Source organism: Pseudomonas sp. JAI120 (assembly GCF_014207255.1).
Lineage (GTDB): Bacteria > Pseudomonadota > Gammaproteobacteria > Pseudomonadales > Pseudomonadaceae > Aquipseudomonas.
The window spans coordinates 819,615-840,103 of the sequence record NZ_JACHCZ010000002.1 but is presented as its reverse complement, the minus strand read 5'-3'; the positions used below and the strand labels follow the sequence as shown (position 1 = coordinate 840,103).

Genomic DNA, 20,489 nt, shown 5'->3' with positions numbered 1-20,489 from the left:
TGGGCAAGCTTAGCAGTCGCTGCTCTTCAGGTCTGGCACCTCGTCAACCATACTGTGCGGAATATGCCATAGAGCCCGCAGGAGCACCGATGAACATTGAAAAAGCCGCGTTGATCCGCGAAACCTTTCCGGTCGGCCCGTTGCAGTGCAACTGCACGATCATTGGCGACCCCATCACCAAAAAGGCCATCGTGGTCGACCCGGGTGGCAATCATGAATTGATCCTGGCACGTCTCGATGCACTGGGCCTGAAAGTGGTGAGCATCATCCACACCCATGCCCATCTCGATCACTTCCTGGCCTCGGGGCAATTGAAGGAGAAGACCGGTGCCACCCTGCACCTGCACAAGGAAGACCAGTTTCTCTGGGACAACCTGGAGATGCAGTGCCAGATGTTTGGTGTGCCCTACACTCCGGTGCCGTCGCCGGATCGCTGGCTGGCCGATGATGAAGAGTTGGCCTGTGGGTGCGGTGTGGCGCTGCATACACCGGGGCATACGCCAGGCTCGATGAGCTTCTGGTTTGCCGATGCCCAACTGCTGATTGCCGGGGACACGCTGTTTCGGCGCGGGGTAGGGCGTACGGATTTGTGGGGCGGGGACCAGGCGACGATCGTGCGTTCGATCAAGCAACGGCTCTACACGCTGGATGAGGGCGCGACGGTGGTGACCGGGCATGGCCCGGACACGCGCCTGGGTGACGAGATGCGTGAGAACCCGTTTGTGCGGGCGTGAAGCAATGGTTCAAACGGCAATCCGCTGTAGCAAAAACACAGGCCGCGTTCAGCATGTGTCTGCTACGGTTTCTGTAGCAACGCAAGTCCCGAACGTTTTGTTACAGGTCGGGGCGTGTACACGGAATTTTTACCGTTTGTCGCGTTCCAAACTCGGCACGGGTCCATTGCCAATGTCCTTTGCACCACAGAATGCAAAAAGTAGGAGCTCCCTTCATGTTCACTCCGCGTCGTCTGCTTGTTGTCGCTACCGCCGTAGCCTTGTTGTCCGGCTGCGCTTCACCTAATCCTTATGACGGCAGCAGCCAGGGACAGGCGAATAATGAATCCAGCGGTATGAGCAAGACCGCCAAGTATGGTGGCCTGGGTGCCCTGGCCGGTGCATTGGCGGGGGCTGCCATCGACCATAACAACCGTGGCAAGGGCGCGCTCATTGGTGCAGTGGTTGCGGGTGCCGGCGCCGCGGGCTATGGCTACTACGCCGACCAGCAGGAAAAGAAACTGCGCGAAAGCATGGCCAATACCGGGGTTGAAGTTCAGCGCCAGGGCGACCAGATCAAGCTGATCATGCCGGGTAACATCACCTTCGCCACCAACTCGGACGCGATCTCCAGCAGCTTTTACCAGCCGCTGAACAACTTGGCCAACTCCCTCAAGCAGTTCAACCAGAACACCATCCAGATCGTGGGTTACACCGATAGCACCGGCAGCCGCCAACTGAATATGGACCTGTCCCAGCGCCGTGCCCAGAGCGTGGCCAACTACCTGACTTCCCAAGGCGTCAACGGTGCGAACCTCAGCGCACGCGGTGCCGGCCCGGATAACCCGATTGCCAGCAACGCCGACGTCAATGGCCGTGCCCAGAACCGTCGGGTAGAAGTGAACCTCGGTCCGATCCCGGGCCAGCAGTACGGCCAACCTGGCGCGCAGCAACAAGTGCCGCAGCAGAACAACCAGTTCCAGGGCAACCCGTACCAGCAGTACCAATAAACGCTGCTCACTAAAAAGGGCGCCATGCAGTGAATGCATGGCGCCCTTTTTTATAGCTGCCGCTTACATCAATCGATGTATTCGAACACCTTCACGATCTTCTGCACGCCGGACACGCCCTGAACCAGGTTGGCTGCGCGCGTGGCTTCCGCCTGGGTCAGCAGGCCCATCAGGTAGACGATGCCGTTATCGGTAACGACTTTGATCCGCGAGCCGGGAATCGCGTTGTCGGTCAGCATCTGCGCCTTGATCTTGGTAGTCAGCAGGGCGTCGTTGCTGATGGCCAATAGGGTGATCGGGTCCATCACCTGCAATTCGTTGTGGACCTTCTTGACTCGTTGTACGGCCGAGGCGGCTTGTTCGGCCTGGGCCTTGAGGTCGGCGCGTGGCGTTTGGCCTGCGAGCAGTACCACGCCGTTGAAGCTGGTCACGACGATACGTGAAGCACCGTTGCCCAGGTCCGTGGCGGCTTTGGCAATGTTGACTTCGACCTTGGTTTCGATCAGCGAGTCGTCAATCTTGCTACCGAAGGTGCGGGTGCCCTTGTCATCCTGAATAGGGGTGTCACGTGTCGCAGTGATTGCCGTGCTGCAGCCGCTGATGCCGAGGCACAACGTAATGGCCAAAAGGCCGAGGCGGTTAACGGTCATTCTTCACTCCCAAACAGTTGGCTGTCGATCAGATCGCACAGGCAGTGGATCGCCAGCAGGTGGACTTCCTGAATACGTGCGGTGACATTGGCCGGGACGCGAATCTCCACATCTTCGGGCAGCAGCAGCGAGGCCATGCCGCCACCGTCGCGTCCGGTCAATGCTACGACAATCATTTCGCGATCATGTGCGGCCTGGATCGCTTGAATAATATTCGCCGAGTTGCCGCTGGTGGAAATCGCCAGCAGCACATCGCCTGGTTGGCCCAGGGCGCGGATCTGCTTGGAGAAAATTTCGTTGTAGCTGTAGTCGTTGGCGATCGAGGTGATCGTCGACGAATCGGTGGTCAAGGCGATGGCCGGCAGGCTCGGGCGCTCACGCTCGAAGCGGTTGAGCAGCTCCGACGAAAAATGCTGGGCATCGCCGGCCGAACCGCCGTTGCCGCACGAAAGCATTTTGCCCTCGTTGAGCAAGGCATTGACCATGACCTGACTGGCTTGCTCGATGTGCGGTGCAAGTACGTCCATCGCCTGTTGCTTGGTGTCGATGCTGGCCTGGAAAAGCTGGCGAATTCGGGATTGCATGTCCATCTGTGTGACCTTAAGTAGCGCGGCTGTTTGGCACAGAAATGTGCAGCCCGCAAAGCAAAGAGCAAAAGTGTGTGATGAAGGTGTCCGGCGAATCAGCTGTCGAAGGCATTTTGCAGCCAGTTCAGATCAACTTGACCAGACGGTGTGCTTTCCATGGCAACCACATCGAAACGGCAGGGGGCGTCGGCCCAGCGATGCTCTTTTTGCAGGAAAAACTGCGCAGCGAGTATCAGCTTCTGACGCTTGCGCCCGTCGATACTGGCGAGCGCGCCACCCCATTGTGCGTGTTTTCTGTAGCGGACTTCGACGAATACTACTGTATCGCCGTCAAGCATGACCAGATCAAGCTCGCCGCGTTTACACAACCAGTTCTGCGCCAGCAGGCGCAGACCCTGTTGTTGCAAGTGTTTCAGCGCTTGAAGTTCGGCATCCTTGCCGCTTTGTGCAGTGGACCGCTCCGGCATCAGCGCGGGGTGTCCGGCAGGCGTTGGATCTCGCCACCGACGAACTTCGCCCATGGCATCTGGCGATCGACGCGCTGGTTGGTGCTGATGCCCAGGTTGCCCGAGAGACCGTCAACCCGTGTATCCGGCAGCGCCTTCAACTGGCCCAGGCGCGGTGCCAGGCGGTAGGCGTCGACGCCCATCGCATACAGGCGGCCAAGGCTGCCATTGGCTTGCGGCCATTGTGCGGCAACCTGGTTGCGCAGCGGGTCGGTGGTGTTGAGCAGCCAAGGGGTTTCGCAGAACATCACGTTGGTCATGTCCAGGTACTGGTTCTTGTCGCCGCTGGCGCTGAACACATGGGACGTGGCGTACACCGGCACATCACCGGCGTACTGGAAGTTCAGGGTCGGCTTGATCTGCTGGGCCAACTGCGGGGTAACGGCCAGGAAGATGAACTCGATGTCCTGGCGACGTGACGGCTGTGCCGCTACGTCTGTGCCCACTGTGCTTTGCAGGCTCTTGGCGCGACCTTCGCTTTTACGCAGTTGGAACAGGTCGGCGATTTGCTGGGCGAGGGCGACCGGCTGGTCGACATACTCAACACCGACAACCGTGCCACCGTTGGCTTCCCAATCCTGGCGGAAGGCCTTGTAGACACGCTCGCCCCATTCGCCACGGGGCACCATGGCAGCAGCGCGATGCAGGCCATCGGCACGGGCGCGGCGCGACACTTCGCGGGCTTCGTCTTCAGCGGCCAGGCCGAACTGGAACAGTTGCGGTGGGCTCTGGTCGGTTTCGCTGTAGTTCAGCGCGAGGGTGGTGATCGGCAATTGAGGGCGCGCACTGAGTTGTTTGACCAGCGGCTTCTCCAGCGGGCCGACCACCAGTTGCACGCCGGCGGCCTGGGCCTTGGCGTAGAAGTCGTCGATGGAGGTCAGGCGCGAACTGTCATAGAACTCGATGGCCGGTGGCTTCTGCCCGGCTTGTTCAGCCTGGTAGTGCGCCGCCATGAAGCCTTCGCGCAGCGCCTTGCCGACGGAGGCCAGTGGGCCTTCCTGCGGCAGTAGCAGGGCGATCTTGTTTAAGGGCTGGCTGGCCAGCTCCTTGAGCTTGGTCAGCGGGGTTGGCAGTTGCACGGCAGCCGGGTGGCCTGGGTTCTGTGCGCGCCAGGTGTCGATAGCGGCCTGTTGTTGCTCGAGCGTACCGGCGCCCTTGACCGCCTGGGCCAGGGTGATCCAGCCGTCCAGGGTCGGGTTGCCGCTGGCTTGCAGTTGTTCTGCAGGCAGTGCGGCAATCAAGGTCCAGATGGCGTCGTGATTGCTTTTGGCGGCATCGCCGCTGAGCAGTGACGCCATGGCAACGCGCTCGCGAGCAGCGGCCAGGGTCTGGCCATCGGCTTCATAAGCGCGGGCGTGCACGGTGCCGGTGCGGATCTGCTGTTCGGTCGGCAGCTCCTTCAGGCTTTGCAGGCTCGGATGGTTCAAGGCGGTCAACGCGGCCTTGGGCTGGTTGCGCGTCATGGCCAATTCGGCGGCCAGGGTGCTGGCAAAGACTTGCGCGGCTGGCTTGAGGACATCCAGGGACACTTGCGCAAGAATCTGCGACGAGCGGCCGGGGTTGTTCTGGCGGTAGGCCATGTCTGCCGCACTCAGGCGCAGCAATGCGGCCTTTTCTGGTGTCTTGGCGGTGGTGGCCTGTTCGAGCAGTTGCTCGATACTGGCGTCCGGGGTCCGTGGAAGGTCGCCAAGGCTGGACGAGGGCGAGCTGGCGCAAGCGGCCAGTAAGGCAGCGAGGCAGAGGGCGGAGAGCAGCCGCAGGCAAGCGATCATGTAAGTGTTCCTGATACCGATCAAATTAGCGTGGAATTGTACCCAAGCACTGGCCCAGGCGCGATGTTACTGGCGTGAAACCTTTGATTTAGGTCGTGCAAATGTTGCTGTTGGCAATTGATGGCAGAAAAGGCATCGGCCGTGATGGCATATTTTCAAGGCGCCTACGCGCTACAATATGGCTTTTGCCAACCATCGAGGTGTGCGCTTTGACTGCTCCAGGTCCTTTGAATTCCACTGCAGGCTCGCTTTTTGTCGTGGCGACGCCCATTGGCAACCTGGACGACATCAGTGCCCGAGCACTGAAAGTGTTGCGCGAGGTTAAATTGATCGCGGCCGAAGACACCCGGCACTCCCAGCGCTTGATGCAGCATTTTGGTATCAGCACACCACTGGCGGCCTGCCACGAACACAATGAGCGCGAAGAAGGCAGCCGCTTTATTGTCCGCCTGTTGGCCGGTGACGATGTCGCACTGATCTCCGATGCGGGGACGCCGCTGATCTCCGATCCGGGCTATCACCTGGTTCGCCAGGCGCGGGCCGCAGGTATCAATGTAGTACCTGTTCCCGGGGCGTGCGCGCTGATAGCGGCGTTGTCGGCGGCGGGCCTGCCCTCGGATCGCTTTATCTTCGAAGGTTTCCTGCCGGCCAAGGCGGTGGGGCGCCGTGCCCGTCTCCAGGCGGTAAAGGAAGAACCGCGCACCCTGATCTTCTACGAAGCCCCGCACCGTATCCTCGAATGCCTGCAGGACATGGAGCTGGTGTTTGGTGGCGAGCGTCTTGCGTTGCTGGCGCGTGAACTGACCAAGACGTTCGAAACCCTCAAGGGCTTGCCGCTGGAAGAACTGCGCGCGTTTGTCGAAGGCGACAGCAATCAGCAGCGTGGAGAGTGCGTGGTGCTGGTGGCAGGCTGGACAGCACCGGAGGCGGAAGACGCAGTCGGCAGCGAGGCCATGCGTGTCCTCGACCTGTTGCTCAAGGAGATGCCCCTCAAGCGCGCGGCGGCGTTGGCGGCGGAAATTACCGGTGTACGCAAGAATGTGCTGTATCAAGTTGCGCTGGATAAACAGAAAGCCGAATAGTTCCGGGGTTAAACCGGTATTCCGTCCGAACGTGATGGCAATGCTGCACTTTTAATACTTGTCCTGAGGCCGCCGTGCCGTTAACCTGCGCGGCGGAGAGTCGATTGGACAGTCGCTGCCCTCTATGAAAATTAGGGGGGGGAGGAAAGTCCGGGCTCCATAGGGCGAAGTGCCAGGTAATGCCTGGGGGGCGTGAGCCTACGGAAAGTGCCACAGAAAATAACCGCCTAAGCATTTCGGTGCCGGTAAGGGTGAAAAGGTGCGGTAAGAGCGCACCGCACGACTGGCAACAGTTCGTGGCTAGGTAAACCCCACTTGGAGCAAGACCAAATAGGGTCCCAAGGCGTGGCCCGCGCTGGGACCGGGTAGGTTGCTAAAGATGTCCAGTGATGGCCATCGTAGACGAATGACTGTTCAAGACAGAACCCGGCTTATAGATCGACTCTCCACCTTTTTCCTTCTGTGCGAATCTCGGACAGAAAACCGGTAGTAACGCAAGAAACCCTCCCTGCCAAATCATTGGCAGATGCATCTTCGTAATACCAAAAAAATCTTACTCTTAATAAATTACTTTAACTTTGAGCTGTAGCTCTTTGAGCTATTTGTGCTTATCGAGCCAAAAACACCGCCGAACTCTGGTTTCTCCTCCTTTTACGCTCCTAAATCTCCGATCTGTAAGGCTTTTCCTTGAATCCGCGCCTTGACGGTGTGGTGGGCGCATTCCTATAGTGTGCGCAAGTGGCGGAAAGTGGCACAAAGTGGGTTTTTTGAACGTAAAACGCTAAAATTTGGAGAAACGCATCTGTGTTTCGCGGAGCTAACGCTATCAGTCTCGATGCAAAAGGCCGTCTCGCCATGCCGAGCCGGTATCGTGACGAGCTGATTTCGCGAAGTTCCGGGCAGTTGATCATCACCATTGATGCCGTTGACCCTTGTTTATGTGTTTACCCCCTCGATGAGTGGGAGTTGATTGAGACCAAGTTGCGTGCCCTGCCTTCATTGCGTGAAGAAAACCGCCGCCTGCAGCGTTTGCTGATTGGTAATGCCGTCGACCTCGAGCTCGATGGCAGTGGTCGTTTCCTGGTGCCCCCGCGTTTGCGCGAGTACGCCAAGCTGGATAAGCGCGCGATGCTGGTCGGCCAACTGAACAAGTTCCAATTGTGGGACGAAGATGCCTGGGATGCTGTTTCTGCAGCTGACCTGGCTGCTATTCAACAACCGGGCGCCATGCCTGATGAACTGCGTGATTTGATCCTGTGACTATTGATAGCGGCTTTAACCACATCACCGTACTGCTTGACGAAGCCGTTGAGGCTCTCGCCGTACGCGCGGATGGCTGCTATTTGGACGGTACCTTCGGCAGGGGCGGGCATAGCCGGTTGATACTCAGCCAGCTCGGGCCCGACGGCAAGCTCCTCGGGTTTGACAAAGACCCCCAAGCGATTGCCACCGGGCAAGCGCTAGCGGCCGAAGACGGCCGCTTTGTCGTTGTGCAGCGCAGCTTTGCCGAGCTGGGTGCCGAAGTCGCCGAGCGCGGCATGGCGGGCAAGGTGGCCGGGGTTTTGCTCGACCTGGGCGTGTCTTCGCCGCAGCTCGATGACCCGGAGCGCGGGTTCAGCTTCATGAACGACGGCCCCCTCGACATGCGCATGGACCCTACCCGTGGCGTCAGTGCCGCGCAGTTCATTGCCACCGCGCCGGTGGAAGAAATTGCCCGCGTGTTCAAGGAGTACGGTGAAGAACGCTTCGCCGGCCGCATGGCCCGTGCCGTGGTGGAGCGCCGCGAAATCCAGCCGTTCGAGCGCACCGCCGACCTGGCCGAAGTGCTTAAAGTCGCCAACCCAGCGTGGGAAAAGGGCAAAAACCCGGCGACCCGTGCGTTCCAGGGCCTGCGTATTCACGTCAACAACGAATTGGGCGACCTGGAGGCTGGCCTTGAGGCTGCCCTTGAGGCGCTGGAAGTGGGCGGTCGCCTGGTGGTGATCAGTTTCCACTCCCTGGAAGACCGCATCGTCAAGCTGTTCATGCGCCGCCTGGTCAAGGGCGAGTCCGATAACCTGCCGCGCAACCTGCCGGTACGTTTCGAAGCCTTTGTGCCGAAAATCAAAATCCATGGCAAAGCGCAGTTCGCTTCCGAAGCCGAACTCAAGGCCAACCCACGTTCCCGTAGCGCCGTCATGCGCGTTGCGGAGAAGCTGCGGTGAGCAAGCTTTTCGCCAAGCCCCTCCCGGGCGGCAGCTTCTTTATGTTGCTGCTGTTTGTCGGCGTGCTGGTGTCCGCAATTGCGGTGTCCTACAGCGCCCACTACAACCGTCAACTGCTCAATACCCTCTATGGGGAATTGAGCGTGCGTGACAAAGCGCAGGCGGAGTGGGGCCGGTTGATCCTCGAGCAAAGCACCTGGACGGCCCATAGCCGTATCGAAGTGCTGGCCACCGAACAGCTGAAAATGCACATCCCGGGCGCGGCCGAAGTTCGCATGGTGGCGCCATGATGAAACTTGAAGGTGCACTCTACCCATGGCGCTTCCGCCTGATGCTCGGCTTGCTGGCATTGATGGTGGGGGCGATTACCTGGCGGATCATCGACCTGCAAGTGGTCGATCGTGACTTCCTGATCGGCCAGGGCGATGCCCGTAGCCTGCGTCATATTCCGATCCCTGCGCACCGCGGCCTGATCACCGACCGTAACGGCGAGCCGTTGGCGGTGAGTACGCCGGTGACCACCCTGTGGGCCAACGCCAAGGAATTGCAGGTTGCCAAGGACAAGTGGCCGCAACTGGCTGCCGCCCTGGGCCAGGACCCGAAAGCCTTGGCCGAGCGCCTTGAAGCCCAGGCAAATAAAGAATTTATCTACCTCGTTCGCGGCCTTACCCCCGAGCAAGGCCAGCAAGTGCTCGACCTTAAAGTCCCCGGTGTCTACGGCATCGAGGAATTCCGTCGTTTCTACCCGGCCGGTGAAACCACTGCCCATATGGTGGGTTTTACCGACATCGATGATCACGGTCGTGAAGGCGTGGAACTCGCCTACGATGAATGGCTCGCCGGGGTTCCCGGCAAACGACAAGTCATCAAGGATCGGCGCGGCAGACTGATCAAGGATGTCCAGGTCACCAAGAACGCCAAGGCCGGTAAGCCCTTGGCGTTGTCGATTGACCTGCGCCTGCAATATCTGGCCAACCGCGAGCTGCGTAACGCGATCATCGAGAACGGCGCAAAGGCCGGTAGCCTGGTGATCATGGACGTGAAGACCGGCGAGATCCTCGCCATGGTCAACCAGCCGACCTACAACCCGAACAACCGTCGCAACCTGCAACCGGCGATGATGCGTAACCGCGCAATGATCGACGTGTTCGAGCCGGGTTCGACCATGAAAGCCATCTCCATGAGTGCCGCCCTGGAAACCGGTCGCTGGAAGCCCAGCGACAAGGTCGAGGTGTATCCGGGTACTTTGCAGCTGGGTAAATACACCATTCGTGACGTGTCCCGTACTGAAGGTCCGGTGCTGGATTTGACAGGTATCCTGATCAACTCCAGTAACGTGGGCATGAGTAAGGTCGCCTTCGATATCGGTGGTGAAACCATCTACCACCTCGCGCAGAAGATCGGCCTGGGGCAACCCACCGGCCTGGATTTTCCAGGTGAGCGCGTCGGCAACCTGCCCAACTACCGCGAATGGAAAAAAGCCGAGACCGCCACGCTTTCCTACGGCTACGGCCTGTCGGTGACCGCGATCCAACTGGCCCATGCCTTCTCCGTGCTGGCCAACAACGGTCGCATGGTGCCGCTGAGCCTGATCCACGTCGATGAGGCGCCGAAAGCAACCCAGGTGATCCCTGAAAACGTCGCCAAGACCATGCAAGGCATGCTGCAACAAGTGATCGAAGCGCCGCGCGGTGTATTCCGCGCCCAGGTGCCGGCGTATCACGTGGCGGGCAAGTCCGGTACCGCGCGTAAAACGTCGGTCGGCACCAAGGGCTATGCCGAAAACTCCTACCGCTCGCTGTTCGCCGGATTCGGCCCGATGAGCGACCCGCGCTACGCCATCGTCGTTGTGATCGATGAGCCGAGCAAAGCCGGTTACTTCGGTGGCCTGGTATCGGCGCCGGTGTTCAGCAAAGTGATGTCCGGCACCCTGCGCCTGATGAACATCACGCCGGATAACCTGCCGCCGACCCAACAAGCGAATGCCGGACCACCGGCCGCTGCAGTAAAAGCCAATGGAGGGCGCGGCTGATGTCTCTTAGCCTGAACAAGATTTTTGCCCACGCCGGCCGCGATCTGCTGATTCGCGAGTTGACCCTGGACAGCCGTAACGTGCGCGCTGGCGACCTGTTCCTGGCGGTGCCGGGCGGCAAGTACGATGGCCGTGCGCACATCGCCGACGCCTTGCAGCGCGGCGCGGCTGCCGTGGCGTATGAAGTGGAAGGCGCCACCGTGCTGCCGATCACCGACGTGCCGCTGATTCCGGTCAAGGGTCTGGCCAAGCAGCTGTCCGATATTGCCGGGCGCTTTTATGGTGACCCTAGCCGTCACCTCAATCTGGTGGGCGTGACGGGCACCAACGGCAAGACCAGCGTGACCCAGTTGGTTGCCCAAGCCCTTGATCTGCTGGGCCAGCACTGCGGCATTGTCGGCACCCTGGGCACCGGTTTTTATGGCGCGCTGCAAAGCGGCCTGCACACCACGCCGAACCCTATCGCCGTGCAAGCGACCCTGGCCGACCTGAAGAAGGCCGGTGCCAAGGCGGTTGCCATGGAAGTGTCGTCCCACGGCCTGGACCAGGGCCGCGTCACCGCCCTGGCCTTTGATGTGGCGGTGATGACCAACCTGTCCCGCGATCACCTGGATTATCACGGCACCATGGAGGCGTACGCCGCCGCCAAGGCCAAGCTGTTTGCCTGGAATGACCTCAAGTGCCGGGTGGTCAATCTGGATGACGCCTTTGGTCGCCAACTGGCCGCCCAAGACAGCGAAGCGCGCCTGATCACCTACAGCCTGGAAGACTCCAGGGCGTACCTGTATTGCCGTGAAGCCCAATTCAATGACGAAGGCGTGCGCGCCACGCTGGTGACGCCTCAGGGCGAGCACCACTTGCGCAGCACCCTGCTCGGGCGTTTCAACCTGAGCAACGTACTCGCCGCCATCGGCGCGTTGCTCGGCCTGGATTACGCCCTCGACGAAATCCTCAAGGTACTGCCGAAGCTGGACGGCCCGGCCGGTCGCATGCAGCGCCTGGGTGGGGGTACTCAACCGTTGGTGGTGGTCGATTACGCCCATACCCCGGACGCCCTGGAAAAAGTCCTCGAAGCCTTGCGCCCTCACGCCAAGGGCAAATTGCTTTGCCTGTTCGGCTGCGGTGGTGATCGTGATCGCGGCAAGCGTCCGTTGATGGCCGAGATCGTCGAGCGTCTGGCCGATGGTGTAGTGGTCACCGATGACAACCCACGCAGCGAAGATCCGAGCCGGATTTTCGATGATATCCGCACCGGCTTCAAAGACGCGTCCAAGGCCACCTTCGTTGCCGGTCGCGGCGTGGCAATTGCCCAGTTGATCGCCAGTGCCGGCGCTGACGACGTGGTCGTGTTGGCCGGTAAAGGGCACGAGGATTACCAGGAAATCAACGGCGAGCGTCATGCCTTCTCCGATCTGGTCGAGGCCGATCACGCCTTGACCGCCTGGGAGGTCGCCCATGCTTAAGGCGATGACGTTCAGCGAACTGACTCAAGCCCTGTCGGCACGCTTACTGTCGAGCGATTGCAGCTTCAGCGGCGTGAGCATCGACAGCCGTGCTATCAAACTGGGGCAACTGTTTGTCGCCCTGGCCGGCCCGCGTTTCGACGGTCACGACTACCTGAACGAAGTCGCCGCCAAAGGTGCCGTAGGTGCCTTGGTACAGCGCGAAGTGGCCGATGCCACCTTGCCGCAACTGCTGGTCGCCGATACTCGCCTGGCCCTCGGCCAATTGGGGGCGCTGAACCGCGCCGCTTTCGATAAGCCCGTTGCCGCCATCACCGGCTCCAGCGGCAAGACCACGGTCAAGGAACTGCTCGCCGGTGTCCTGCGTACGCGCGGCCCCGTGTTGGCGACCCGTGGCAACCTGAACAATGATTTCGGCGCTCCGCTGACCCTGCTCGAACTGGCCCCGGAACATACGGCGGCGGTGATCGAACTGGGGGCTTCGCGCATCGGCGAAATCGCCTACACCGTGGCGCTGACCAAGCCCCACGTTGCAATTATCAACAACGCCGGTACTGCCCACGTTGGCGAGTTCGGCGGCCCGGAAAAAATCGTTGAGGCCAAGGGTGAAATCCTTGAGGGCCTCGATGCATCGGGCACCGCAGTCTTGAACCTGGACGACAAGGCCTTCGAGACCTGGCGTGTACGCGCCGCCGGTCGCAAGGTCCTGACGTTTGCGGTGCTTAACGCAGCGGCTGATTTCCATGCCTCCAACATCACCGTCGATGCCCGTGGCTGCCCGTCCTTCACCTTGCACACCCCGCAAGGTGACGAACACGTACAACTGAATTTGTTGGGCAACCATAACGTCGCCAATGCCTTGGCCGCCGCCGCTGCCGCCCATGCCTTGGGCGTGTCGCTGTTCGGCATCGCCACAGGCCTGGGCGCGGTGCAACCGGTCAAGGGTCGTACCGTGGCGCAGTTGGCAACCAACGGCATGCGTGTGATTGATGACACCTACAACGCCAACCCATCCTCCATTAATGCCGCTGTAGACCTGCTCAAGGGTTTTGACGGTCGCAAGGTGCTGGTACTGGGTGATATCGGCGAATTGGGCGACTGGGCTGAACAAGGCCACCGCGAAGTCGGCGCGTATGCCGCAGGCAAAGTCGACGCCCTCTACGCCGTTGGCACGAACATGGCCCATGCGGTAAGCGCCTTCGGCCCCGGTGCGCGACATTTCGCAACCCAGGCCGAGTTGATCCAGGCGCTGGGCGTGGCAGAACAAGACAAACACACAACCATTTTGATCAAGGGATCGCGCAGCGCGGTGATGGAAAACGTCGTCGCGGCCTTGTGTGGCTCAAGTACGGAGAAACATTAATGCTGCTGCTGCTGGCTGAGTATCTGCAACAGTTCCACAAAGGCTTCGCGGTCTTTCAGTACCTGACCCTGCGCGGGATCCTGGGTGTGCTGACCGCGCTGTCTTTGTCGCTGTTTTTGGGGCCGTGGATGATCCGCACCCTGCAGAACCTGCAAATTGGTCAATCGGTTCGTAATGACGGCCCGCAGTCGCACCTGTCCAAGTCCGGCACCCCGACCATGGGCGGCGCGCTGATCCTCTCGTCCATCGGTATCAGCACCTTGCTGTGGGCTGACCTGCACAACCGCTACGTGTGGGTGGTGTTGCTGGTGACCCTGCTGTTCGGCGCCATCGGCTGGGTCGATGACTACCGCAAAGTGATCGAGAAAAACTCCAAGGGGCTGCCAAGCCGCTGGAAGTATTTCTGGCAGTCGGTGTTCGGCCTGGCCGCCGCGATCTTCCTCTACACCACCGCGCCAAGCGCCGTGGAAACCACCTTGATCATCCCGATGCTCAAGGACGCCAGCATCCCACTGGGCATCGGCTTCGTGGTGCTGACCTACTTCGTGATCGTCGGCTCAAGCAACGCGGTGAACCTGACCGACGGCCTCGACGGCCTGGCGATCATGCCGACGGTGATGGTAGGCGGCGCGCTGGGCATTTTCTGCTACCTGTCGGGTAACGTGAAATTCGCTGAGTACCTGCTGATCCCTTACGTGCCGGGCGCGGGTGAGCTGATCGTGTTCTGCGGTGCCCTGATCGGTGCCGGGCTGGGGTTCCTGTGGTTCAACACCTACCCCGCACAAGTCTTCATGGGTGACGTCGGCGCACTGGCGCTGGGCGCCGCCCTGGGCACCATCGCGGTGATCGTTCGCCAGGAAATCGTGCTGTTCATCATGGGCGGTGTCTTCGTGATGGAAACCCTGTCGGTGGTCATCCAGGTGGCGTCCTTCAAGTTGACCGGGCGCCGCGTGTTCCGCATGGCGCCGATTCACCACCACTTTGAACTCAAGGGCTGGCCTGAGCCGCGTGTGATTGTCCGTTTCTGGATCATCACCGTGATTCTGGTCCTGGTCGGCCTTGCCACCCTGAAACTGAGGTAGAAACGAGTGTCCCTGATCGCTTCAGACCACTTCCGCATCGTTGTCGGCCTCGGCAAGAGCGGCATGTCCCTGGTTCGCTTCCTGGCGAACCGGGGCACGTCGTTTGCCGTGGCCGATACGCGGGAAAATCCACCGGAGCTGGTCACGCTGCGCCGTGACTACCCGCACGTGGAAGTGCGTTGTGGCGAGTTGGATGTCGAGTTTCTGTGCCGCGCTGATGAGCTCTACGTGAGCCCCGGCCTGGCCCTGGCGACTCCGGCCCTGCAAGCCGCAGCGGCGCGTGGCGTGAAGCTGTCCGGCGACATCGACCTGTTCGCACGTAATGCGAAGGCGCCGATCGTGGCCATCAGCGGTTCCAACGCGAAAAGCACCGTGACCACCCTGGTCGGCGAGATGGCGATGGCGGCCGGCAAGCGCGTGGCCGTGGGCGGTAATCTCGGCACGCCGGCGTTGGACCTGCTCAGCGACGACATCGAGCTGTACGTGATGGAGCTGTCGAGCTTCCAACTGGAAACCACCCACGACCTGGGCGCTGAAGTGGCCACCGTGTTGAACGTCAGCGAAGACCACATGGACCGCTACAGCGGCCTGCCGGCGTACCACCTGGCCAAGCACCGGATCTTCCGCGGCGCCAAGCAATTTGTTGTCAATCGCCAGGACGCGCTGAGCCGTCCGCTGATGGGCGATGGCATGCCGTGCTGGACCTTCGGCCTTAGCAAACCCGACTTCAAGGCCTTCGGCATTCGTGAAGAGAACGGCGAGAAATACCTGGCCTTCGAATTCCAGAACCTGATGCCGGTGCGCGAGCTGAAAATTCGTGGCGCCCATAACCAGTCCAACGCCTTGGCCGCATTGGCGTTGGGGCATGCCGTGGGTTTGCCGTTCGACGCCATGCTGTCGAGCCTGCGCACCTTCGGCGGCCTTGAGCATCGTTGCCAGTGGGTACGCGACCTTAATGGTGTCAGTTACTACAACGACTCCAAAGCCACCAACGTGGGGGCCGCATTGGCCGCCATCGAAGGCCTGGGTGCCGATATCGACGGCAAACTTGTGCTGATCGCCGGTGGCGACGGCAAGGGTGCCGATTTCAAAGACCTCAAGGCACCGGCGGCTGCGCATTGCCGCGCCGTGGTGTTGATGGGCCGCGACTCCGATTTGATCGCCGCCGCGCTTGGCGACGCCGTGCCACAGGTGCGTGCCACCTCCCTGGGCGACGCCATTGCCCAGTGCCAAGCCCTGGCCCAACCAGGCGATGCGGTACTGCTGTCGCCGGCGTGCGCCAGTTTCGACATGTTCAAGAACTACGAAGAGCGTGGCCAGTTGTTCGCCCGCGCCGTGGAGGGCTTGGCATGAGCATTGATTTCAGAAACATCATCAAGCCGTACCCGTCGCCGATTATCACCGGGCGTGGCATCGACCTTGATTTCCCAATGCTCGCCGGTTGCCTCGCGCTGCTGGGCCTGGGCCTGGTGATGATCACCTCGGCCTCTTCCGAAGTGGCCGCCGTGCAGTCGGGCAACACCCTGTACATGATGATCCGTCACCTGGTGTACCTGATCATCGGCCTGGGCACGTGCATCGTGACCATGATGATCCCGATTGCCACCTGGCAGCGCCTGGGTTGGCTGATGCTGATCGGCGCGTTCGGCTTGCTGATCATGGTGATCCTGCCCGGCATCGGCCGTGAGGTGAACGGCTCCATGCGCTGGATCGGTTTCGGCGCGTTCAACGTGCAGCCGTCGGAAATCGCCAAGGTCTTCGTGGTGATCTACCTGGCCGGTTACCTGGTGCGTCGCCAGAAAGAAGTGCGCGAAAGCTGGATGGGCTTCTTCAAGCCATTTATCGTGCTGCTGCCCATGGCCGGCCTGTTGCTGATGGAACCCGACTTCGGCGCGACCGTCGTGATGATGGGCGCGGCGGCGGCGATGCTGTTCCTCGGTGGCGTGGGCTTGTTCCGCTTCAGCTTGATGGTGGTGCTGGCGGTGGCTGCGGTGACCATCCTGGTGCAGGCGCAACCCTACCGGATGGCGCGTCTGATCACCTTTACCGACCCTTGGTCCGACCAGTTCGGCTCCGGCTACCAATTGACTCAGGCATTGATCGCCTTCGGTCGCGGCGAATGGCTGGGCGTCGGCCTGGGCAACAGCGTGCAGAAGCAGTTCTACCTGCCGGAAGCGCACACCGACTTCGTGTTCTCCGTACTCGCCGAAGAACTCGGCGTGGTGGGGTCGCTGTGCACCGTCGCGCTGTTCGTATTCGTGTGTGTCCGCGGCATGTACATCGGCTTGTGGGCCGAAAGGGCTAAACAGTATTTCGCCGCTTACGTGGCGTACGGCTTGTCGTTCCTGTGGATCGGCCAGTTCCTGATCAACATCGGGGTGAACGTCGGCCTGCTGCCGACCAAGGGCCTGACCTTGCCGTTCCTCAGTTACGGCGGCAGTTCGTTGGTGATCTGCTGCGCCTGTCTTGGCTTGTTGCTGCGCATCGAGTGGGAGAGTCGAACCCACCTGGGCAGCGAAGAGATGGAGTTCAGCGAAAGCGACTTCGCCGAGGAGCCGACCCATGGGCGCTAACGTGCTGATCATGGCCGGCGGCACCGGGGGCCATGTGTTCCCGGCCCTGGCGTGCGCGCGGGAATTCCAGAACCGTGGCTACACCGTGCACTGGCTGGGTACACCGCGCGGCATCGAAAACGAGTTGGTACCGAATGCCGGTCTGTCGTTGCATCTGATCAACGTCACGGGCCTGCGCGGCAAGGGCAAATTGTCCCTGCTCAAGGCACCGTTCGTGTTGCTCAAGGCGGTGTGGCAGGCGCGCAAGGTCATCCGTGACTTGCAGCCGGTGTGCGTGCTCGGCTTCGGTGGTTATGTGACTGGCCCGGGTGGCGTCGCCGCCAGACTTGCTGGCGTGCCGGTGATCGTGCACGAGCAGAACGCCGTGGCCGGTACCGCCAACCGTTTGCTGGTGCCGTTGGCTGCGCGGGTGTGTGAAGCGTTTCCCAACACCTTCAGTGTGTCGGAAAAGCGCCGTACCACCGGCAACCCGGTGCGCACCGAGCTGTTTATGGACATCGCCCGCGAAGCACTCGCAGGGCGTAAGGCGCACCTGCTGATCCTGGGCGGAAGCCTGGGCGCCGAGCCGCTGAATAAATTGCTGCCGGAAGCCGTGGCGCAACTCCCTGTGGAATTGCGCCCGGAGATTTTCCACCAGGCCGGCAAGAACCACGATGAAGTCACCGCCACGCGTTATCGCGACGCGGGTGTGGAGGCCAATGTGCAGCCCTTCATCAAAGACATGGCCCATGCCTATGGCTGGGCCGACCTGGTGGTCTGTCGCGCGGGTGCGCTGACCGTCAGTGAACTGGCCGCCGCCGGTCTGCCGTCCTTGCTGGTGCCTTTGCCCCACGCCATCGACGATCACCAGACCCGCAACGCCGAATATTTGGCCGGGGAGGGCGCTGCCTTCCTGCTGCCGCAAAGAACGACTGGCGCCGCCGATTTGGCCGCACGCCTGACTGAGGTTTTGATGCAACCGGAACGACTCAACAACATGGCGAGCACTGCAAGCCGCCTGGCCAAACCTGACGCAACCCGCACCGTGGTCGATATCTGCCTGGAGGTGGCCCATGGTTGAGAATCAGAAAGCCATGCCACAACCGGAAATGCGCCGCATCCGTCGCATCCACTTCGTCGGTATCGGCGGCGTGGGCATGTGCGGTATCGCCGAAGTGTTGCTGAACCTGGGCTACCAGGTGTCCGGCTCGGACTTGAAAGAGTCGCCGGTCACCGAGCGCCTGAAGTCCTTTGGCGCGCAGATCTTTATCGGCCACCGCGCCGAGAACGCCGCCGACGCTGACGTGCTGGTGGTGTCGAGCGCCGTGAACACCTCCAACCCGGAAGTGGCCACCGCCCTCGAGCGCCGCATTCCCGTGGTGCCACGCGCCGAGATGCTCGCCGAGCTGATGCGCTATCGCCACGGCATCGCCGTCGCCGGTACCCATGGCAAGACCACCACCACCAGCCTGATCGCTTCGGTGTTCGCCGCCGGTGGCCTGGACCCGACCTTCGTGATCGGTGGCCGCCTGAATGCAGCCGGTACCAATGCCCAGCTCGGTACCAGCCGCTACCTGATCGCCGAAGCCGATGAAAGCGACGCCAGCTTCCTGCACCTGCAACCGCTGGTCGCCGTCGTCACCAACATCGACGAAGATCACATGGCTACCTACGACGGTGACTTCAACAAGTTGAAGAAAACCTTCGTCGAGTTCCTGCATAACCTGCCGTTCTACGGTTTGGCCGTGGTGTGCCTGGACGACCCGGTGGTGCGTGAAATCCTGCCGCAGGTCAAGCGTCCGACCGTGACCTACGGCTTCAGCGAAGACGCTGACGTGCGCGCAATCAATGTGCGCCAGGAAGGCATGCAGACCTACTTCACCGTGCTGCGTCCCGACCGTGAGCCGCTGGATGTGTCGGTGAACATGCCGGGCAACCACAACGTGTTGAATTCCCTGGCGACCATCTGCATCGCCTCCGATGAGGGCGTCAGCGATGAGGCCATCGTCGAAGGCCTGTCGCGCTTTGCTGGTGTCGGCAGGCGCTTCCAGGTCTACGGCCAACTGCCGGTGGAAGGCGGTGACGTGATGCTGGTGGACGACTACGGCCACCACCCGACCGAAGTCGCCGCAGTCATCAAGGCCGTACGGGGTGGTTGGCCGGAGCGTCGCCTGGTGATGATTTACCAGCCGCACCGCTACAGCCGCACCCGCGATTTGTACGACGATTTCGTCAATGTATTGGCCGATGCCAACGTACTGTTGTTGATGGAAGTCTATCCGGCCGGTGAAGAACCGATCCCGGGCGCCGACAGCCGCAAGCTGTGCAACAGCATTCGCCAGCGCGGCCAGTTGGACCCCATCTACATCGAGCGCGGTGTGGACCTGGCTCCGATCGTCAAACCGCTGCTGCGTGCTGGCGACATCCTGCTGTGCCAGGGTGCCGGTGATATCGGTGGCCTTGCCCCTAAACTATTGGCGAGCTCGCTGTTTGCCGCCGAAAAGGGGAGGTCGAAATGACCACTGACTACGGCTCCCTGTTCTCCACCATCACGCCTGCCGATTTCGGCCGCGTGGCCGTGCTGTTCGGCGGCAAGAGCGCCGAGCGCGAAGTGTCGCTCAAGTCCGGCAATGCCGTGCTCGAAGCGCTGCAAAGCGCCGGTGTGAATGCGTTCGGTATCGACGTGGGCGATGACTTCCTCGCCCGCCTGCAGGCCGAGAAGATCGACCGTGCCTTCATCATTCTGCACGGCCGTGGCGGTGAAGACGGCAGCATGCAGGGCCTGTTGGAGTGCGCCGGTATTCCTTATACCGGCAGCGGCATCCTTGCTTCGGCACTGGCCATGGACAAGTTGCGCACCAAGCAGGTGTGGCACAGCCTGGGCATTCCAACGCCGCGTCACAGTGTTCTGTGCAGTGAAGACGATTGTATTTCTGCAGCCAAGGAACTGGGCCTGCCTTTGATCGTCAAACCAGCCCATGAAGGCTCCAGTATCGGCATGGCTAAAGTGAACTCGGCCGCCGAATTGATCGACGCATGGAAAGCGGCAAGTACCTACGATTCGCAAGTGTTGGTGGAACAGTGGATCCAGGGTCCCGAGTACACCATCGCCACCCTGCGTGGCCAGGTATTGCCGCCTATCGCATTGGGCACACCCCACACCTTTTACGACTACGACGCCAAGTACGTGGCTTCCGATACTCAGTACCGGATCCCGTGCGGCCTGGACGCAACCAAAGAACAGGAATTGATGGACCTCACGGCGAAAGCCTGTGAGGCGTTGGGTATTGCCGGTTGGGCACGGGCAGACGTGATGCAGGATGACCAAGGGAATTTCTGGTTCCTGGAAGTCAACACTGCGCCGGGTATGACCGACCACAGCCTGGTACCTATGGCCGCTCGCGCAGCCGGCCTGGATTTCCAGCAGTTGGTGCTGGCAATTCTTGCCGCCAGCATTGAGCCAAGAGGCTAAG

Annotated in this window: 19 protein-coding genes and 1 other RNA gene; 16 read left to right on the top strand and 4 right to left on the bottom strand. The window is 61.1% G+C overall.

Translation table 11 applies throughout. The features are described 5' to 3' along the window. Positions 1-89 precede the first annotated feature (89 nt). Positions 90-734 (top strand): MBL fold metallo-hydrolase, encoded by a 645-nt coding sequence (locus HDC32_RS15665; RefSeq protein ID WP_145335313.1) that lies wholly within the window; start codon positions 90-92, stop codon positions 732-734. 215 nt (positions 735-949) lie between these two features. Continuing rightward, entirely contained in the window at positions 950-1,723 is a 774-nt protein-coding gene (locus tag HDC32_RS15660) for an OmpA family protein (protein ID WP_131698388.1), read from the top strand. 68 nt (positions 1,724-1,791) lie between these two features. Here HDC32_RS15660 and HDC32_RS15655 read toward each other — a convergent pair whose 3' ends face one another. The 4 genes from HDC32_RS15655 to HDC32_RS15640 form a co-directional block, all read right to left on the bottom strand. Further along, the gene (locus tag HDC32_RS15655) at positions 1,792-2,373 is read right to left on the bottom strand and encodes a BON domain-containing protein (protein ID WP_027604770.1); all 582 of its coding nucleotides are present in this window, start codon (positions 2,371-2,373) and stop codon (positions 1,792-1,794) included. Beyond that, positions 2,370-2,963 carry a phosphoheptose isomerase gene (locus HDC32_RS15650; RefSeq protein WP_007904374.1) on the bottom strand — a complete coding sequence of 198 codons (594 nt, stop codon included), beginning with the start codon at positions 2,961-2,963 and terminating at the stop codon, positions 2,370-2,372. The genes HDC32_RS15655 and HDC32_RS15650 overlap by 4 nt, the downstream gene beginning before the upstream one ends. A 92-nt stretch (positions 2,964-3,055) precedes the next feature. After that, entirely contained in the window at positions 3,056-3,427 is a 372-nt protein-coding gene (locus HDC32_RS15645; protein WP_074843924.1) for a YraN family protein, read from the bottom strand. Continuing rightward, entirely contained in the window at positions 3,427-5,238 is a 1,812-nt protein-coding gene (locus HDC32_RS15640; protein ID WP_131698387.1) for a penicillin-binding protein activator, read from the bottom strand. Before HDC32_RS15640 ends, HDC32_RS15645 begins: the two co-directional genes overlap by 1 nt. Before the next feature lie 209 nt (positions 5,239-5,447). Here HDC32_RS15640 and rsmI point away from each other — a divergent pair, with 209 nt between their 5' ends. From rsmI to HDC32_RS15570, 14 genes are all read left to right on the top strand, one after another. Then, a complete protein-coding gene (gene rsmI / locus HDC32_RS15635; RefSeq protein WP_078731724.1) occupies positions 5,448-6,320 on the top strand; it encodes a 16S rRNA (cytidine(1402)-2'-O)-methyltransferase in 873 nt (290 codons plus the stop codon). A 96-nt stretch (positions 6,321-6,416) separates the two neighbouring features. Next, an RNA gene (gene rnpB / locus HDC32_RS15630) (RNase P RNA component class A) lies at positions 6,417-6,770 on the top strand. A gap of 354 nt (positions 6,771-7,124) precedes the next feature. Beyond that, positions 7,125-7,580 (top strand): division/cell wall cluster transcriptional repressor MraZ, encoded by a 456-nt coding sequence (mraZ, locus tag HDC32_RS15625; RefSeq protein WP_003171868.1) that lies wholly within the window; start codon positions 7,125-7,127, stop codon positions 7,578-7,580. Then, positions 7,577-8,524, top strand: a complete 948-nt coding sequence (rsmH, locus tag HDC32_RS15620) for a 16S rRNA (cytosine(1402)-N(4))-methyltransferase RsmH (RefSeq protein WP_010213048.1) — start codon at positions 7,577-7,579, stop codon at positions 8,522-8,524. Before mraZ ends, rsmH begins: the two co-directional genes overlap by 4 nt. After that, on the top strand, positions 8,521-8,814 hold the full coding sequence (gene ftsL, locus HDC32_RS15615; RefSeq protein WP_003216203.1) for a cell division protein FtsL: 294 nt from the start codon (positions 8,521-8,523) through the stop codon (positions 8,812-8,814). Before rsmH ends, ftsL begins: the two co-directional genes overlap by 4 nt. After that, positions 8,814-10,556 (top strand): penicillin-binding protein 2, encoded by a 1,743-nt coding sequence (locus HDC32_RS15610; protein ID WP_167654876.1) that lies wholly within the window; start codon positions 8,814-8,816, stop codon positions 10,554-10,556. The genes ftsL and HDC32_RS15610 overlap by 1 nt, the downstream gene beginning before the upstream one ends. Next, the gene (locus tag HDC32_RS15605; protein WP_167654743.1) at positions 10,556-12,019 is read left to right on the top strand and encodes a UDP-N-acetylmuramoyl-L-alanyl-D-glutamate--2,6-diaminopimelate ligase; all 1,464 of its coding nucleotides are present in this window, start codon (positions 10,556-10,558) and stop codon (positions 12,017-12,019) included. Before HDC32_RS15610 ends, HDC32_RS15605 begins: the two co-directional genes overlap by 1 nt. Further along, positions 12,012-13,382, top strand: coding sequence for a UDP-N-acetylmuramoyl-tripeptide--D-alanyl-D-alanine ligase (murF, locus tag HDC32_RS15600; protein ID WP_184744629.1), 1,371 nt, complete (start codon positions 12,012-12,014; stop codon positions 13,380-13,382). Before HDC32_RS15605 ends, murF begins: the two co-directional genes overlap by 8 nt. After that, positions 13,382-14,464 (top strand): phospho-N-acetylmuramoyl-pentapeptide-transferase, encoded by a 1,083-nt coding sequence (gene mraY, locus HDC32_RS15595; RefSeq protein WP_003171875.1) that lies wholly within the window; start codon positions 13,382-13,384, stop codon positions 14,462-14,464. Before murF ends, mraY begins: the two co-directional genes overlap by 1 nt. 6 nt (positions 14,465-14,470) lie before the next feature. Continuing rightward, a complete protein-coding gene (murD, locus tag HDC32_RS15590; protein ID WP_184744627.1) occupies positions 14,471-15,817 on the top strand; it encodes a UDP-N-acetylmuramoyl-L-alanine--D-glutamate ligase in 1,347 nt (448 codons plus the stop codon). Then, positions 15,814-17,037 carry a putative lipid II flippase FtsW gene (gene ftsW, locus HDC32_RS15585; RefSeq protein WP_053131437.1) on the top strand — a complete coding sequence of 408 codons (1,224 nt, stop codon included), beginning with the start codon at positions 15,814-15,816 and terminating at the stop codon, positions 17,035-17,037. Before murD ends, ftsW begins: the two co-directional genes overlap by 4 nt. Beyond that, positions 17,027-18,097 carry an undecaprenyldiphospho-muramoylpentapeptide beta-N-acetylglucosaminyltransferase gene (gene murG, locus HDC32_RS15580; RefSeq protein ID WP_184744625.1) on the top strand — a complete coding sequence of 357 codons (1,071 nt, stop codon included), beginning with the start codon at positions 17,027-17,029 and terminating at the stop codon, positions 18,095-18,097. Before ftsW ends, murG begins: the two co-directional genes overlap by 11 nt. Continuing rightward, a complete protein-coding gene (gene murC / locus HDC32_RS15575) occupies positions 18,090-19,535 on the top strand; it encodes a UDP-N-acetylmuramate--L-alanine ligase (protein WP_184744623.1) in 1,446 nt (481 codons plus the stop codon). The genes murG and murC overlap by 8 nt, the downstream gene beginning before the upstream one ends. Continuing rightward, positions 19,532-20,488: a D-alanine--D-alanine ligase gene (locus HDC32_RS15570; RefSeq protein WP_012722298.1), complete on the top strand. Its 957-nt coding sequence runs from the start codon at positions 19,532-19,534 to the stop codon at positions 20,486-20,488. Before murC ends, HDC32_RS15570 begins: the two co-directional genes overlap by 4 nt. Position 20,489: the final 1 nt, after the last annotated feature.